At 39.8% G+C, this 16,169-nt stretch carries 16 protein-coding genes; all 16 read left to right on the top strand.

The annotated features are described in order from the left end of the window. The first annotated feature begins 3 nt into the window (after positions 1–3). Positions 4–1,479: a 4-hydroxyphenylacetate 3-monooxygenase, oxygenase component gene (gene hpaB / locus C8270_RS16980; protein WP_106497971.1), complete on the top strand. Its 1,476-nt coding sequence runs from the start codon at positions 4–6 to the stop codon at positions 1,477–1,479. 11 nt (positions 1,480–1,490) lie between these two features. Next, positions 1,491–2,480: a 3,4-dihydroxyphenylacetate 2,3-dioxygenase gene (hpaD, locus tag C8270_RS16975; protein ID WP_106497970.1), complete on the top strand. Its 990-nt coding sequence runs from the start codon at positions 1,491–1,493 to the stop codon at positions 2,478–2,480. Between the two features lie 41 nt (positions 2,481–2,521). Continuing rightward, the gene (locus C8270_RS16970; protein WP_106497969.1) at positions 2,522–3,343 is read left to right on the top strand and encodes an FAD synthetase family protein; all 822 of its coding nucleotides are present in this window, start codon (positions 2,522–2,524) and stop codon (positions 3,341–3,343) included. A gap of 30 nt (positions 3,344–3,373) precedes the next feature. Further along, on the top strand, positions 3,374–3,847 hold the full coding sequence (locus C8270_RS16965) for a flavin reductase family protein (RefSeq protein WP_106498582.1): 474 nt from the start codon (positions 3,374–3,376) through the stop codon (positions 3,845–3,847). Between the two features lie 583 nt (positions 3,848–4,430). Then, positions 4,431–5,222 carry a fumarylacetoacetate hydrolase family protein gene (locus C8270_RS16960; RefSeq protein WP_106497968.1) on the top strand — a complete coding sequence of 264 codons (792 nt, stop codon included), beginning with the start codon at positions 4,431–4,433 and terminating at the stop codon, positions 5,220–5,222. Beyond that, entirely contained in the window at positions 5,219–5,974 is a 756-nt protein-coding gene (locus C8270_RS16955) for a fumarylacetoacetate hydrolase family protein (protein WP_106497967.1), read from the top strand. Before C8270_RS16960 ends, C8270_RS16955 begins: the two co-directional genes overlap by 4 nt. 37 nt (positions 5,975–6,011) lie before the next feature. Beyond that, the gene (locus C8270_RS16950; RefSeq protein ID WP_106497966.1) at positions 6,012–6,395 is read left to right on the top strand and encodes a 5-carboxymethyl-2-hydroxymuconate Delta-isomerase; all 384 of its coding nucleotides are present in this window, start codon (positions 6,012–6,014) and stop codon (positions 6,393–6,395) included. 73 nt (positions 6,396–6,468) lie between these two features. Then, entirely contained in the window at positions 6,469–7,881 is a 1,413-nt protein-coding gene (locus C8270_RS16945) for an NAD-dependent succinate-semialdehyde dehydrogenase (protein WP_106498581.1), read from the top strand. Between the two features lie 156 nt (positions 7,882–8,037). After that, positions 8,038–8,688 carry a GntR family transcriptional regulator gene (locus C8270_RS16940; RefSeq protein WP_106497965.1) on the top strand — a complete coding sequence of 217 codons (651 nt, stop codon included), beginning with the start codon at positions 8,038–8,040 and terminating at the stop codon, positions 8,686–8,688. A gap of 279 nt (positions 8,689–8,967) precedes the next feature. Then, complete coding sequence (locus tag C8270_RS16935; RefSeq protein WP_106497964.1) at positions 8,968–9,378, top strand: thioesterase family protein; 411 nt, start codon at positions 8,968–8,970, stop codon at positions 9,376–9,378. Between the two features lie 30 nt (positions 9,379–9,408). Further along, entirely contained in the window at positions 9,409–10,548 is a 1,140-nt protein-coding gene (locus C8270_RS16930; protein WP_106497963.1) for a Leu/Phe/Val dehydrogenase, read from the top strand. A 27-nt stretch (positions 10,549–10,575) separates the two neighbouring features. Then, positions 10,576–11,640, top strand: coding sequence for a pyruvate dehydrogenase (acetyl-transferring) E1 component subunit alpha (pdhA, locus tag C8270_RS16925; protein ID WP_106497962.1), 1,065 nt, complete (start codon positions 10,576–10,578; stop codon positions 11,638–11,640). 2 nt (positions 11,641–11,642) lie between these two features. Further along, entirely contained in the window at positions 11,643–12,665 is a 1,023-nt protein-coding gene (locus C8270_RS16920; RefSeq protein WP_442785832.1) for an alpha-ketoacid dehydrogenase subunit beta, read from the top strand. An 11-nt stretch (positions 12,666–12,676) separates the two neighbouring features. Further along, on the top strand, positions 12,677–13,897 hold the full coding sequence (locus C8270_RS16915; RefSeq protein ID WP_106497961.1) for a dihydrolipoamide acetyltransferase family protein: 1,221 nt from the start codon (positions 12,677–12,679) through the stop codon (positions 13,895–13,897). After that, positions 13,898–15,331 (top strand): dihydrolipoyl dehydrogenase family protein, encoded by a 1,434-nt coding sequence (locus C8270_RS16910; protein ID WP_106497960.1) that lies wholly within the window; start codon positions 13,898–13,900, stop codon positions 15,329–15,331. It begins immediately after the preceding gene. A gap of 424 nt (positions 15,332–15,755) precedes the next feature. Further along, on the top strand, positions 15,756–16,169 hold a 414-nt coding region (locus C8270_RS20100; protein ID WP_199794695.1), incomplete at its 3' end, for a hypothetical protein.

The following is a 16,169-nucleotide window of genomic DNA, read 5'->3' as shown; positions in this document are numbered from 1 at the left end:
ACAATGCCAGCAAAAACAGGGAAAGAATATATTGAACGTCTAAAAAAAGCAAATAATAATGTGTATATTCATGGGGAACGAGTAGATGATGTGACGGAACATGCAGCATTTAAAAATGTTATTCAATCAATGGCAAAACTGTATGACCTTCAATATGAAAGGCCAGAAAAAATGCTTTATACGAATCCAACTACCGGTAATAAAGTTGGTAAAACATTTATGGTTCCGAAAACGATCGACGATTTAATTGAACGTCGTGAAGCAATAATGGAATGGCAACATTTTACAAATGGATTAATGGGACGTTCGCCTGACTATCTTAATGCTGATGTAATGGCAATGGGAGAAGCTAGTGAATTTTTTGCAGAAGGCGACCCGATGTTTGCTGAAAACGCTAAGAAATATGCAGAGTATGCACGCGAGAATGATATTAGTTTAACCCATACACTTATCCATCCACAGGTGAACCGTGCTAAAATCCAAGCGGAACAAAAGGATGCGAACGTTGCACTTCATCTTGTAAAGAAAACGGATGAAGGCATCATTGTCGATGGAATCAGGTTATTAGCAACACAAGGTGGAATTACAGATGAGATTCTTGTATTCCCATCTACTGTTAAAAAGTCAGGTGAGCTTGATGATCCATATTCACTTGCGTTTGCCCTGCCAAATAACACACCAGGCTTGAAGTATTTATCACGTGAATCATTCGATTATGGAAAAAACAAATTTGATCATCCTTTAAGTGCAACGTTTGAAGAAGGGGACACGATAGTAGCGTTTGATAATGTCCTCGTGCCTTGGGATCGCGTTTTTGTTTGTGAAAATTCATCTATTTGTAATCGGGCATTTGGCGAAACGAATGCTGTATCCCATATGTCTCATCAAGTAATTTCCAAAGGGGTAGCGAAAACGGAATTCCTGCTTGGTGTCGTACTGACACTAATGGATTCGATTGGCATCGATGGTTTTCAACATGTCAAAGATAAGGGAACCGAGATCATGTTGACACTAGAAACAATGAAATCGCATCTATACAGGGCAGAACATAATGCAAAAATTGATAAATGGGGTATGATGACACCGGATTTTGCTGCATTAGACGCTGCTAGAAATTGGTATCCGCGTGTATATCCGCGTATGGCGGAAATTGTACGTATTCTTGGGGCATCTGGTTTGATGGGTATTCCGACATATGCTGACTTTTCAAATGACGAAATTGGCCCAATTCTTCACCGGGCAATGCAAGGTAAAAATGTGGAAGGATATGAACGTGTACAAATATTCCGCTTAGCTTGGGACTTAACGATGAGCGCCTTTGGAAATCGGCAAACCCATTATGAATATTATTTCTTTGGAGATCCAATCAAAATGGGAATGGCTTATTTTGATAACTATGACAAAGATCCATATAAAGAACGTGTGAAGGAATTCCTTGATAGTTTAAATGTTTCGAAGCCAGGTCTAGTAAAGGCGTAAGGGGGGAGAATATGACTGGAAAATTTAACATTATCCGTACAGCCCGAGCAATTGTTAGGGTGACAGATTTAAATGCTGCCAGAGACTTTTATGTTAATGGGTTAGGATTTATTGAGACTGAATCTGATGATCAATATATCTATTTAAGAGGGTTAGAGGAACGGGGACATCATAGCTATGTGCTGAAAAAGGCAGATCAGCCAGGTGTCGAGGTCATCAGTTATAAAGTAGAGCAAGAAGAAGATTTAGATAAACTTGCGGCTTACTTTGAGGGAAAGAGAATACAGACAAAATGGTTTGAAAACGGAAGTCAACATGCAATTGGGCGTTCTTTAAGGGTTCAAGATATTTCAGGCATTCCAATTGAATTCTTTTGCAGCATGGATACAGTTGAACGAATGCTGCAGCGTTATGATCAATATAGAGGGTCTAGGATGCAGCGAATTGATCACTTTAATTGTATGGTACCAAATGTGCAAAAAGCATACGACTTTTATGTTAACGAACTTGGTTACGCTTGTTCGGAATATACGACAACAAAAAATGATGATATTTGGGCTGCATGGTTACACCGTAAACCGGCTGTCCATGATATCGCCTTTATGAATGGTAAAGGCCCACGTTTGCATCATGTAGGATTCTGGCTTAGTGATCCAATGAGCGTTATTCACACGTGTGATGTCCTTGCTTCACTTGGATATGCAAGCAGTATTGAGCGAGGTCCTGGACGTCATGGGTTGTCAAATGCCTTTTTCCTATATTTACGTGATCCTGATGGAAACCGTGTTGAATTGTATACTGGTGATTATTTTACAGGGGATTCTGATTTTGAGCCTATACGATGGGATTTGGACGATCCGCAACGAGCAACATTCTGGGGACATGAACCACCTGAAAGTTGGTTTAATGAGGCAATGCAATTTGTTGATTTAAACAGAGGGCAGCCTGTTTCCGTTAGTGAAGCAAATTTAGAACAGAGAAAACCTGACTTCATTGTGTGATTTATAACAGCTTTGAAAAAAATACGGAAGGGAGAAGTAGAATGGAAGTATATTATGTAACACACCCGATCGGACAAATAAATAGTGACGAACAGGTCCTGGCAATTGGATTTTTTGATGGCGTACATCTAGGACATCAACAATTGTTGAATCGTGCAAAACAGATAGCGGAGAAAAAAGGTATTGTATTTTCGGCAATGACGTTTAGTCCGCATCCTGATGAAGTCATTAAAGGGGACAAAAACAGGGAATATCTAACACCATTACCACAAAAGGTTGAGAAAATGGCTGAACTTGGAGTGGAAAAATTATTTGTTGTTACATTTAATAAGTCATTCGCTTCCCTTCCTCCAATTGATTTTATAACGAATTATATTAGAGCCACAAATACGAAACATGTTGTCGTCGGCTTTGACTTTACATTTGGGTTCAAAGCCCAAGGTGACACACACTTCCTAAAAAAAGAAGCGAAAAAGGGGGAATTTGGTTTAAGTATTATTCCTAAACAAACATTTCATGGCCAAAAAATTAGCTCCACACGTATAAGGGAATTGCTGAGTGAAGGAAATATTGAAATGGTTCCATATTATTTAGGAATGAATTATACCTTGAAAGGCGCAATAATCCAGCAAAAAAGAGCTGGTGTGTTAGCTGTACAAATCCATGATAATGGTATGTTGCCAAAGCCGGGAAAATATGAAGTAAAACTATCGAATGGCAAAAAAACGATCAATGGCGTATTTTACCGAAATTCATATACTGATAACAGAATATTTGTGAATGAACCATTTGATTGTAGTGCAAAGGACATTTCAATAAAATTTTTAAACAGCATATCGGCAGCAACTACTGTTTCATCTTAAAAAAATAAAGGGAAAGGAGCATGATAAATGATGGATGATCGCGTTTTCCGGAATGCAATGGGGAAGTTTGCCACTGGGGTGACTGTCATTACAACGAAAGCAGGAAGTGAAATTCGGGGGATGACTGCCAATGCTTTCATGTCTGTTTCGATGGATCCAAAGCTAATCTCTATTTCCATAGATAACAATGCACATATGCTTGAAAAGATTAAGCAGGCTGGCAAATTCGCTGTTAATATTCTTTCTGATCAACAGCAAAATATTTCCATGCATTTCGCAGGTCAGAAAAAAGAGGAAGAAGACATCGATTTTGAATTAATCCGTGATGTACCTGTTGTGAATGGATCATTGGCTTCAATTGTTTGTGATCTAGACCGATCCTTTGTCGTTGGAGACCACACCCTATTTATCGGCAGAGTGATTGAACTAGATTTGAAAGATGGCCACCCACTAACATTTTATTCCGGGAAGTATGGGTGCTATCAAGCAGAAGAATACGCGTAAGGTAGTTTTATAACTTTGATTTTGTCTGTTTTCTAAAAAGTTGTTGTTTTTTACACAATAGATATAGAGTGCAATGTAAGTAGTGTTCAAAATTGCCGCTACGGAAAATACACTACGCGGACCTTAGGGCAACGCTTCAGCTTCCTCGGAAGAAAAGCACTTCCTTGAAAAAGGAAAATTGCTTTTTCTGCGTGCGATGTAACGCTGCCGAAGCTTTCCTTGTCCTGCGGGATCTTCAGCCGTTGCTTTTCCCGCAGGAGTTTATGTGTTTTTCCTCCGCTGGTGTTGTGCTTCTTTATAATATTATTACAATTATTTTGATGCTTGATTACAGGGAAATATTAAAGCATATGCATATATTTCCTCGCAAGCAGCCCGTATACACGTAGACTCCTGGGGGAAGAGAGGCATCGGTGAGACCCCGCAGTGCGTTAGCACGAGGAGGCTCTCCAGCCGCCCCCGGAAAGCGAAGTGTATACGGGCTGCGGGGCAGATAGCAACACACAATGCTAAAATAATAGCTTTAAGGCCAGTAAACAACTGGTCTGTTTTTCTGACTAGAGTTTAAGGGAGGAGTGGTAGCATGAGCAAGGTGAAATTGAAGATGCGCGGTGTACAGCAATTAAATGAAGGAACAGTGAATTTCAACGATCAGACAGTAAAAATAAACGGATCTGAATATAAGGTGGACGAACTTCCGGTTGATGTACCACTATCCGGAACCATTTATGGAACGCTATTAAACTATCAAGGTGTCTATGAAGCATTGGAGAGTTCTATGAATAAAGACCCTTACAAAAAACCCCCAAAAGCACCTATTTTATATATTAAACCAACAAACACACAAATTAGTGCGGAGGCAGCAATCCCTATGCCTAATCATGTTTCCGAATTGGAAATGGGAGCGGCTTTGGGCATTGTTATTAGTAAACAAGCATCAAAAGTAAAGGAAGAAGAAGCCTTGGATTATGTATTTGGTTATACGATAGTTAATGATGTAAGCATCCCGCATGACAGTGTTTACCGACCTGCCATCAAGGAAAAAGCCCGTGATGGGTTTTGCCCTGTAGGTCCATGGATTATGGAACGGGATGCGATCGAAAATCCTGATGAATTGGCCATAAGTGTTTCAATTAATGGCGAATTGAAACAAGAAAATAACACAAAAAATTTGATTCGGTCAGTTAGGAAATTACTTGCCGATGTTACCTCATTTATGACACTTTATGCGGGAGATACGCTTATGGTTGGTGTTCCGGAACATGCCCCGTTAGCAAAAGAAAATGATCATGTTCAAATTGAGATTGCAGGTATTGGTACATTGAAAAATACAATTCATAAAGAGGAAGATGTGTTGGGAGGGATTGTTAGATGAAGCATGCACGTGTTGTATATAAAGGATCACTTCAACATGCGATTGAAAAAGATGGGAAACTAACATTACCCGATGGTAGAGTGGTTAGCGAAAATGAAGTGGAATGGCTGTCACCGGTAATTCCGAATACTATTTTCACGTTAGGGTTGAATTATGAGGACCATGCAAAAGAATTATCTTTTAGCGCACCAAAGGAACCATTAGTGTTTTTGAAAGGACCTAATACATTGATCGGACATCGAGGACAGACTTACCGCCCGAGTGATGTAACATTTATGCACTATGAATGTGAATTGGCAGTGGTAATGAATGGACCATGTAAACATGTGAAGAAAGAAGATGCTTATGATTACGTTGCAGGGTACACAATTGCAAATGATTACGTTATTCGTGATTATCTAGAAAATTACTATCGACCGAACTTGCGAGCGAAAAACCGTGATACATGCACACCGATCGGCCCTTGGTTGGTAGATGCGAAAGATATTAAGAACCCAATGAATCTAACATTGCGTACATATGTTAATGGGGAAAAAACACAGGAGGGAACAACAGCGGATATGATTTTGGGTGTTCCTGAACTGATTGAATACCTTAGTAGCTTTATGACGTTAAACGCTGGGGATATTATTTTAACAGGTACACCTAAGGGCCCTGTAGATACCAAAGTCGGTGATGAAGTGATCACGGAAATTGAGGGTGTTGGCAGTCTTGTCAATACAATTATAGGTGATGATGCTTTTACCAATTGATTAGAAAGCGTAAAATGTAAGAGAGGGGAAAAATCATATGCCACATTTTTATATTGAATACACGGATAATATTAAGTCAGAGGCAGACGTACCAGGTTTACTTCAAAAAATGAATCGTGTGTTTCTTTCCCATCAGCAAATTATCCCAGTTGGGGGGCTTAGGATCAGGGCAATCGAATTAACTGATTATCTGATAGCCGATGGATCGGATGATGATGCATTTGTTCATGCGACACTTAAACTTGGAAAAGGTCGTTCAGAAGCAGATAAAACCGCACTTTGTGATGACCTTTTTAATGAAATGGAGCGTCACTTCCAAGAAATGTTCGAGGAACGTTATTTAGCATTATCAATGGAATTATATGAATTTAGTAATCCCACATACAAGAAAAACAATATTCATACACGTTTTAACAACTAGCTTTCGTGTAATAGAATAGTAGAGTGAAAAATTGATTACTTTAGGGGTGTGTACATTGCAAAAAGACTATAAAATGTATATAAATGGCAAATGGGTTGGAGAAGAATTAGAACAAATCGATGTTTATAATCCTGCGACAGATGACGTAATCGCAACAATACCAAAGGGCGGGGAGAATGAAGCGAGACAAGCGGTAGATGCAGCAAGTACTGTATTTCCTGAATGGTCACATAAAACAGCAGAAGAACGCTCTAAACTATTAACCAAGTGGCATCAACTGATCGATGAAGAAAAAGAAACAATTGGTAAAATAATGACATTAGAACAAGGAAAGCCGTTGAAAGAGGCGGTTGGTGAGGTGAATTATGCCAATGGTTTCATCTCTTGGTATGCGGAAGAAGGGAAAAGAGTATATGGCGAAACGATTCCTGCTTCACAGCAAAACAAGCGAATTTTCGTCCATAAGCAGCCAGTTGGTGTAATTGCGGCAATTACACCATGGAATTTCCCTGCTGCAATGATTACCAGAAAAGTTGCACCTGCACTTGCAGCTGGATGTACCGTTGTTATTAAGCCAGCTACACAGACACCTTTAACTGCCTTTAAATTAGTGGAATTAGCGGAAAAAGCAGGTTTTCCAAAAGGAGTAATTAATATTATTACGGGTAGCTCCAGTAAAATCGGCAAAACATGGTCAGATGATAGTCGCGTAAGAAAGGTAACATTTACGGGATCTACAGAAGTTGGTAAATTGCTTATGCGTGATGCAGCAGATACAGTGAAAAAAATATCGCTCGAGCTTGGTGGGCATGCACCATTCATTGTGATGGATGATGCGGATTTAAATAAAGCTGTAGCTGGTGTTATCGCATCTAAATTCCGTAATGCTGGACAAACTTGTATTTGTACAAATCGTGTATATGTACATACGTCCATTGAGCAGGCTTTTACAGAGAAACTTTCCAAAGCGGTTTCTAAACTTAAGATAGGGGACGGTTTGGAAGAAGGTACAGATATTGGCCCACTGATCGATAAATCAGCACTTGAAAAAGTTACCGCACATGTGGAAGATGCGGTTGAACAAGGTGCACAAATAAAACAAGGTGGGAATCAGTACGATACGGAACATGGCAATTATTATAAGCCGACTATTGTTATGAATGCAAATGATGACATGCTTTGTATGAATGAAGAAACATTTGGACCATTGATGCCAATCGCTTCCTTTACAGATGAACAAGAAGTAATTCAACGAGCAAACAATACGCCATTTGGATTGGCTGCATATGTATTTACGGAAAATATAGGAAAGGCACTTCGAATTAGTGAGGCATTGGAATATGGTATTATTGGACTGAATGATGGAGGCCCTTCAACACCGCAAGCACCATTTGGTGGATTTAAAGAAAGTGGTTTGGGTAGAGAAGGCGGCCATCAAGGAATTGAGGAATTTTTAGAAACAAAATATGTATCGCTAGCGTTTTAATGCAAGATCTTCTGCTATGAGTGAGAATGAACCCGAATAGGAACGTTTTTGGAACGTTTCTATTCGGGTTTTATTTTGCGTTTTATTTTGCTAATTCTTTAAATTTCTATATAATAGACAATTATCCATAATAATATAATTCATCTGGAGGTCATTATGAGTCGTATTGTTAAACCTGAATCTCTCCATTTGCAAGCCTACAATATTATAAAAAAAGGAATTTTGGAGGGAGATTATCAACCTTCTGAACGTGTGGTAGAGGCTAGGATGGCTGACAAACTTGGTATTAGTAGGGGGCCAGTTCGTGAAGCACTTCGTATGCTTATACAAGATGGATTGCTTAATTATAATGATGGCTTTGTTCGCGTTTATCAGCCAACTGTTCAAGATGTTGTGGAGATTTTTCAGTGCCGTGAGAGTTTAGAAACATTAGCGATCAGCTTGGCAATTAAGCATATTTCTGATGAAGAGCAAAAGCAATTGGCGACAAATTTAAAAGAAACAAGCCAAGCGTTTGCAAATGATAAAAGTATGGAATTGGGAAAATTGGACCAGCAATTTCACGATATTATCATTACAGCATCAAAGAATAAACAGTTAATGGAATTATTGGACGTCATCAGGACGAAGATTCATTATATGCGCACAAGCATGGTGAACGGAGACTTTTACCCGTCTTTTGTTGAGGAGCATGAACGGATTTATCAGATCTTGTTAGAGGGAAACGAGGAAGAAGCTGCAACAATAATGAAAAAGCATATTAATAAAGGCTTGGAAGGTGTATTAATGCATATTGATACAAAATAAAATAGGAAGGATTTTCTTCAGTCCCTAGTCCGATATATTGGATTGGGGACTATTTTCGTATTTCAATTTGGTTAACTGTTAACTGTTGACTAAATAAAAAGAATATTGTAACATACAGATATATTTAAATATTTTAATTTTTTATGAGCTATCATATCCGCACTAGCTCGTAAATCATTTCAACGGATATTATGAAAGCGGATACAAACGGTTGGAAACTACATAATCATTAACATGCTTTTGACGAAATCTAGTAATTTTGAAAGGATGGATAATCAAATGAAAGAAGGGTTGAAGGTCGGTGATTCAGCGACTCTAACTGCCGTAGTGACAAATGAAATGGTTGCACAATTTGATGGTGAAATCGTGCATCCAGCGTATTCGACGGTATCTATGGTATACCACATGGAATGGGCTTCAAGAAAACTTTTATTGCCATTTTTGGAGGATCATGAAGAAGGAATGGGATCTGCTGTGACAGTCAAACATATTGCACCTTCTGGATTAGGTACGAAAATTAGTGTAACAGCAACTGTCACTGATTTTACTAAAAGCGAAATTGTGACAGATGTTTGTGTGGAAAATGAGCAAGGTTTAATTGGAAAAGGGGAAGTTAAACAGGCCATACTTCCTAAAAAAATAATTGAAGCAAAACTTGGGACATATGAAACTGCAAATTCTGAAGGATAATATTACTGATATTAAGGGAGGAAATTTGAAATGAAACAATTGGAAAAGAACAGGACAATGGAACTCGATACGTTTCAAAAAATAGCTGAACATGAACAGGTGATGTTTTGTAACGATCCTAAAACAGGCTTACAAGCAATTATCGCAATTCATGATACAACACTTGGCCCCGCTTTAGGTGGAACACGGATGTATCCATATGCAACTGTTGATGATGCGCTTGAAGATGTACTCCGATTGTCAGCAGGAATGACCTCCAAATGTGCTGCTGCTGATGTCGATTTTGGTGGAGGAAAAGCGGTAATTATAGGCGATCCAAAAAAAGATAAGTCTCCGGCTATGTTTCGGGCATTTGGACAATTTGTAGATTCATTGAATGGAAGATTTTATACGGGAACAGATATGGGAACCACAATGGATGACTTTGTGCATGCGTTAAAGGAAACGAATTTCGTTAATGGAGTGCCTGAAGCTTTTGGTGGCAGTGGTGATTCATCAGTACCGACTGCGCAGGGTGTTATATACGGCTTAGAAGCGACCAATCAATATTTGTATGGAAATGATAGTTTAGCAGAGAAAACGTATGCTGTTCAGGGATTAGGAAAGGTCGGATTTAAGGTTTCTGAGCATTTGTTAAAATCAGGTGCAAATTTATATGTAACAGACATTAATACGGCATCAATTGAAGCAATCAATGAAAAAGCTAAGGAAATGGGATCAATTGTAAACGTAGTGGACAGTGAGGATATTTATAATGTTGATGCAGATGTATTTGTACCATGTGCAATGGGCGGTGTGATTAATGATCAAACAATTTCGCAGTTAAAAGTAAAAGCTGTCGTAGGTTCAGCAAACAATCAATTACAGGCAGATAGTCATGCACAAGACCTTCTAGATAGAGGAATTTTATTTGCGCCAGACTATATTGTGAACGCGGGTGGTCTAATACAGGTTGCAGATGAACTTTATGGTCCCAATCATGAGCGTGTTTTACTAAAAACAAAGGCAATCTATGATTCACTGTTGGAAATCTATGAACAAGCAAATCTGGATTGTGTGACAACAGTTGAGGCGGCAAATCAAAAATGCCAGAAACGATTAACAGAAGAACAGAACCGGAATAATTTCTTTGTGCGTACCCGCAGACCGAAGTGGAATATCAAAGAGTAAAGCTAAAAATACAAAAGGTGGGATTGAATGAAGGAGATGTATCCTCTTTTTCAAATTGTTGACCAGACAGGGGAAATCGTTACGAAAGAATATCGTTCGGAGTTGACCGAGGAAAAAGCGAAACAACTGTACTATCACATGATGCGTATTCGAACGTACGATCAAAAAGGAGTTGCTTTGCAGCGTCAGGGTCGCATTGGAACCTATGTGCCATTTACAGGCCAGGAAGCATCTCAAGTTGGAAGCGCTCTAGCATTAATGGAGAATGATTGGATGTTTCCAACATATCGAGATCATGGTGCAACACTAACATTTGGTGCCGATCTGGACCGAATGTTGCTTCATTGGAATGGACGGATTGAGGGTTGTTTGCCGTCAAAAGAAAAACACATATTACCAGCATCCATTCCGATTGCGACACATATCCCTCATGCAGCAGGGGCTGCAATGGCAGAAACGTATAAAGGAACAACGAATGCAGCAATTGCCTATTTTGGTGATGGTGCAACATCAGAAGGAGATTTTCATGAGGGGCTTAATATTGCTAGTGTATTTAAAGCGCCAGTTGTTTTTTTAAACCAGAACAATGGCTTTGCGATATCACTTCCTGTTGAAAAACAAATGAACTCGGAAACAATTGCACAAAAGGCACAAGGGTACGGTATCCCTGGTATTCGGGTTGATGGGATGGATGTTTTCGCTGTTCATGTAGCTGTGAAAGAAGCACTTGAACGAGCACGACGCGGGGATGGTCCTACATTAATTGAAGCTGTTACATGGCGGTTTGGTGCACATACAACAGCGGATGACCCATCCAAATATCGCGACCAAGACAAATTAAATGATATGCGGGATGAAATAGATCCCGTTTTACGTATGGATCGGTTTATGAAAAATAATGACATGTGGGATGCGGAATGGGCTTCCGGAATCAATCAAGCTATTCAAACAGAATTGGATGAGGCAATTGAAAAAATGGAGTCTTACAACAAGCCAAAGATTGCCGACATGTTTGATTACGTATTTGAAAAACCTACATGGACAATCGAAAAACAAAAGAACAGCCTTTTGGCATTAGGGGGGAACAAATAACGATGGTAATGTCTTTAGAAAAGCAGCGAAGTCAACAGAAAATCGAGACAAATTCCTTTACCTTGATACAAGCCATTAATGATGGATTAGATGTGATGCTAGCAGAGGATAACCACACACTTTTATTAGGGGAAGATATCGGAAAAAATGGTGGCGTGTTTCGGGCAACGGATGGCTTGCAGGAAAAGTATGGTGAAAATCGCGTGGTTGACACACCATTAAGTGAGGCTGGATTTGTTGGCGCTGCAGTAGGAATGGCGATGAATGGATTAAGGCCAGTTGTGGAAATACAATTTCTTGGGTTTATTTATCCCGCCTATGAACAAATTGCGACACATGTAACGCGGACTCGGACTCGTACACTTGGACATTATCATTTGCCAATGGTAATTCGAGCCCCATATGGTGCGGGGGTTCGCTCACCAGAAATCCATTCAGACAGTGTGGAAGCGATTTTTACACATATGCCTGGAATTAAAGTTGTATGTCCGTCAACACCACATGATGCAAAAGGGTTACTGATCGCAGCTATTGAGGATCCAGACCCGGTATTATTTTTAGAACCAATGCGTCTGTATCGGGGGCAACGTGGGGATGTACCAAAAGAAAAATATCATGTGGAGATTGGAAAAGGAAAACTAGTTGAAGCGGGGGAGGATGTAACAATTCTTGCCTGGGGTGCGATGATGCCGATTGCATTGACTTCTGCAGAGCAAATGAAGCAACATAATATTACATGTGATGTCATTGATCTAAGGACTTTGTATCCGCTCGATAAGGACATCATTGCAGAATCAGTACAAAAGACGGGAAGAGTTGTTATTGTGCATGAGGCCCATGAAACGGGTGGGGTTGGCAGTGAAATTACTTCGATCATTAATGACACATCTTTTCTTTACCTAAGAGCGCCGATTCAGCGGGTAACAGGCTTCGATGTTCCGGTTCCATTATTTTCATTGGAAAATGATTATTTGCCGACACCTGATCGTGTAATAGATGCTATTCAAAAGGTTGTAAATTTTTAGGAGGTGCAATCATGGTTCAAGTAAAATTTAGTGATATTGGGGAAGGAATGAATGAGGGAGAAATTCTCCATTACTTTGTTAATGAGGGTGATGAAGTTAAGGTTGATCAGCCACTTGTTGAATTGCAAACAGATAAAATGGTCGCGGAAATTCCCTCACCAGCTGCAGGCAAAATTAAAACAATTCATTTTGAAACAGGAAATGTGATAACGGTTGGTACGGTACTTATCGAAATTGATAACGGTCAAGACGGGTCACAACCCCAAGCCCCTAAGATAGAAAATCATCAGGAAACAGAGAAAATAACAATACCACAACAACAGGAGTTCTCCAATCGAACAAAACGAATTTTGGCGGCACCATATACGAGAAAAATTGCACGAGATCTTGGGATTGATATTGAACAAATACACGGGACAGGACCCGCCGGCCGTGTGACTGACGCAGATGTCTATCAATTTACCAAAAGTGATACGCCGCCTCTTGAAACAGAAGCGAAAGTTCCAGATCATGCGTCTAGCCTTAGCACAGATCAACCAGCAGCAGATACAATCCCATTTAGTGGAATACGAAAACAAATTGCAGCGAAAATGACACATTCTTTAACTACCATTCCACATGTAACGCATTTTGAGGAGGCTGATTTAACGAATGTACTTGAATTTCGCAATGAACTTAAAGAAGATGGTGTGAACATATCTGTTGCAGCTTTTTTCATTAAGGCAATTGTCATTACGTTAAAAGAGCATCGTATTTTTAATGCAAGGTTGGATGAAGAGAATGAAGTTATTCGATTGGCAACGGATTACAATATTGGGCTTGCAACAAATACTGATTCTGGATTAATGGTTCCTGTACTTCAGCAAGCTGATAAAAAGTCATTACAAACAATTAACAAAGAGATGAAGGCATTGACAAAGAAGGCACAGGATGGAAAATTAACCCCTAAGGATATGAAAAATGGCACATTCACAATCAGTAATGTTGGGCCACTTGGCGGTGTTGGCGCAACACCAATTATTAATCATCCGGAGACAGGAATTATTGCCTTTCATAAAACGAAAAAAACACCTGTTGTAATGGAAAATGATGAAATTGCAGTTCGTTCCATCATGACTATGTCGCTCTCATTTGATCATAGGGTTGCAGATGGTGCATTGGCTATTTCATTTACGAACCGGTTTACAGAGTTAATTGAAGATCCGAAAAAGTTATTATTGGAGTTGGTTTAATTGGTAGTTGGAGAATTTGCAGAACAACGTGAACTGATCATTATTGGTGGTGGACCTGGTGGATACAATGCCGCTATTCGTGCAGCGCAATTAGGTGTTCAAGTGACGTTAATTGAAAAAGCGGAACTTGGGGGGGTTTGTTTAAATAAAGGCTGTATCCCATCTAAAGTTCACACCCATGCAGCCAAACAACTTGCCTCGATCTCGAATTTCAAATCATTGGGAATTTCCACTGGTGAGGCAAGCTTTGATTATGATCAGTTAACAAAATATAGGGAAAAAACAGTCACCCAACTAAGAAAAGGGGTGGAGGCGTTATGTACTCAAAATCAGATTGAAGTTGTTAAAGGAACGGCAAATTTCTTAGCTGAAAATCGAATCGGGGTTGAAATTGGTCATCGTTTTGAAATGTTTGAGTTTAAGCATGCGATTATCGCAACAGGGAGCAGCTCTGACATTCCGGAACGTTTTCAGAATCATAAGGATCGCCTTTTAGTTGCCGACACCGTTTACAATCATAACGAAATGCCAGAGGAGCTAATTGTCTGTGGCCGGGATGCGATTTCATTAGAAGTTGCATTTAGCTTTCATCAATTAGGTGCCAACGTATCCATTGTCTTAGACGGAGAAACTGATTTTCCATTTGACGGTACCATAAACAGGGAACTGAAGCGCATACTGAAAAAAGAAAAAATAAATGTATACCGAGGATATACGATTGATAAGCTAACACCTTCTGAACAAATTGTAGAGATCAGTCTGTCAAAGGATGGAAAAGCAAAAGATATATCCGGAACACATGTGTATGTTGAAACGAAGCAACAGCCAATGATTGATTCATTAGGAGCAGAGCGGATTGGTATTCGTATAACGAACGATGGCTATATCGATATAGACAGTCAAATGCGGTCAACAGTAAAGCATATTTTTGCGGTTGGTGATGTGACAGCAGGAACACCATCTGCCTTAAAAGCGATTAAGCAAGGAAAAGTAGCAGCGGAGATAATAGCAGGATTACAGAGTGAAGCTGATTTTACTTTCATACCAACTGTTGTTCATAGTACGCCACCAATTGCCTCAGTTGGACTGACAGAAACGGAAGCTATCGAACAGGGCTATAACGTAAAAACAAGTCAATTCTCGCATAGTGGCAACAGCTATGCAATGATTGCCAATGAAAAAAACGGGGTTACAAAGCTAATTAAGGATGTTGATACAGATTTACTATTAGGGTATCATGCGATTGGTGCTGGCGCTATTGAATTAGTAAATACGGGTGTAACAGCACTCGAAATGGTCGGTCGTGATGAAGATTTGCGTTTTCCGATGTATCCACATCCAAGTTTTAATGAAACAATTCTAGAAGCAGTAGAAGGGTTGACGGAAAGCGCTATCCACATACCGCCGAGAAAGAAAAAAGAAACAACGTTATAAAAAAATACACTGATTGTTTTCGGAAGGGAATATCAATAAGTATTTGCGATCCTCTCTTGATAAGAGGGGGTCTATTTTTCGTGTATTTATTGCAATCACATCTACTGCGGAAGTATTTTTATCAATAAATAAGGTCAACATTCCTTTTCTTTTCTAAATAGGACTGTTGACCGTCATTTTGAATTAAAATTTTTGGAATGCTTGCTAATAGAAATTCACCGCAATAATAGCACCGATAAATACAATTAGGGGTATATACCACAAATTGTCTGTGAATTCCCGTTTAGCTGTATTGCCTTTACCTTTCATATCAAATACCCCCTAAGCTAATTTTTGCACTTAGATTTTCAACGTTTTTTAGTCTAACTTTTTTATCTGGATTTAGCAACCATTTTTATAAAAATTTTTTTGTGACTTTGTTTACATGCGGGAGAGCAGAAACATCGGCGCGAGAGTAGAAACATCGTCTCGAGAGCAGAAACATCGTCCCGAGAGCGGAAACATCAGCGCGAAAGCAGAAACATCAGCGCGAGAGCAGAAACATCGTCCCGAGAGAGGAAACATCGGCGCGAGAGTAGAAACATCAACCCGAGAGAGGAAACATCGTCCCGAGAGAGGAAACATCGTCCCGAGAGAGGAAACATCGGCGCGAGAGCAGAAACATCGTCCCGAGAGAGGAAACATCGTCGCGAGAGCAGAAACATCGCCCCGAGAGCGGAAACATCGCCCCGAGAGCAGAAACATCGGCCCGAGAGCAGAAACATCGCCTCGAGACAGGAAACATCATCACGAGAGCAAAAACAGCGCCCAGAGGCACGAATCAGCATCGCGAAAGCAG

Source organism: Lentibacillus sp. Marseille-P4043 (assembly GCF_900258515.1).
In the GTDB taxonomy this organism is placed as follows: domain Bacteria; phylum Bacillota; class Bacilli; order Bacillales; family Amphibacillaceae; genus Lentibacillus_C.
Note: the sequence above shows the minus strand (reverse complement) of the source record. Positions and strands in the feature narration are given on the sequence as shown.

Bases quoted from the DNA above. Each gene is read 5' to 3' on its own strand.
- hpaB (WP_106497971.1), top strand. From the start codon at position 4: ATGCCAGCAAAAACAGGGAAAGAATATATTGAACGTCTAAAAAAAGCA.
- hpaD (WP_106497970.1), top strand. From the start codon at position 1,491: ATGACTGGAAAATTTAACATTATCCGTACAGCCCGAGCAATTGTTAGG.
- C8270_RS16970 (WP_106497969.1), top strand. From the start codon at position 2,522: ATGGAAGTATATTATGTAACACACCCGATCGGACAAATAAATAGTGAC.
- C8270_RS16965 (WP_106498582.1), top strand. From the start codon at position 3,374: ATGGATGATCGCGTTTTCCGGAATGCAATGGGGAAGTTTGCCACTGGG.
- C8270_RS16960 (WP_106497968.1), top strand. From the start codon at position 4,431: ATGAGCAAGGTGAAATTGAAGATGCGCGGTGTACAGCAATTAAATGAA.
- C8270_RS16955 (WP_106497967.1), top strand. From the start codon at position 5,219: ATGAAGCATGCACGTGTTGTATATAAAGGATCACTTCAACATGCGATT.
- C8270_RS16950 (WP_106497966.1), top strand. From the start codon at position 6,012: ATGCCACATTTTTATATTGAATACACGGATAATATTAAGTCAGAGGCA.
- C8270_RS16945 (WP_106498581.1), top strand. From the start codon at position 6,469: ATGTATATAAATGGCAAATGGGTTGGAGAAGAATTAGAACAAATCGAT.
- C8270_RS16940 (WP_106497965.1), top strand. From the start codon at position 8,038: ATGAGTCGTATTGTTAAACCTGAATCTCTCCATTTGCAAGCCTACAAT.
- C8270_RS16935 (WP_106497964.1), top strand. From the start codon at position 8,968: ATGAAAGAAGGGTTGAAGGTCGGTGATTCAGCGACTCTAACTGCCGTA.
- C8270_RS16930 (WP_106497963.1), top strand. From the start codon at position 9,409: ATGAAACAATTGGAAAAGAACAGGACAATGGAACTCGATACGTTTCAA.
- pdhA (WP_106497962.1), top strand. From the start codon at position 10,576: ATGAAGGAGATGTATCCTCTTTTTCAAATTGTTGACCAGACAGGGGAA.
- C8270_RS16920 (WP_442785832.1), top strand. From the start codon at position 11,643: ATGGTAATGTCTTTAGAAAAGCAGCGAAGTCAACAGAAAATCGAGACA.
- C8270_RS16915 (WP_106497961.1), top strand. From the start codon at position 12,677: ATGGTTCAAGTAAAATTTAGTGATATTGGGGAAGGAATGAATGAGGGA.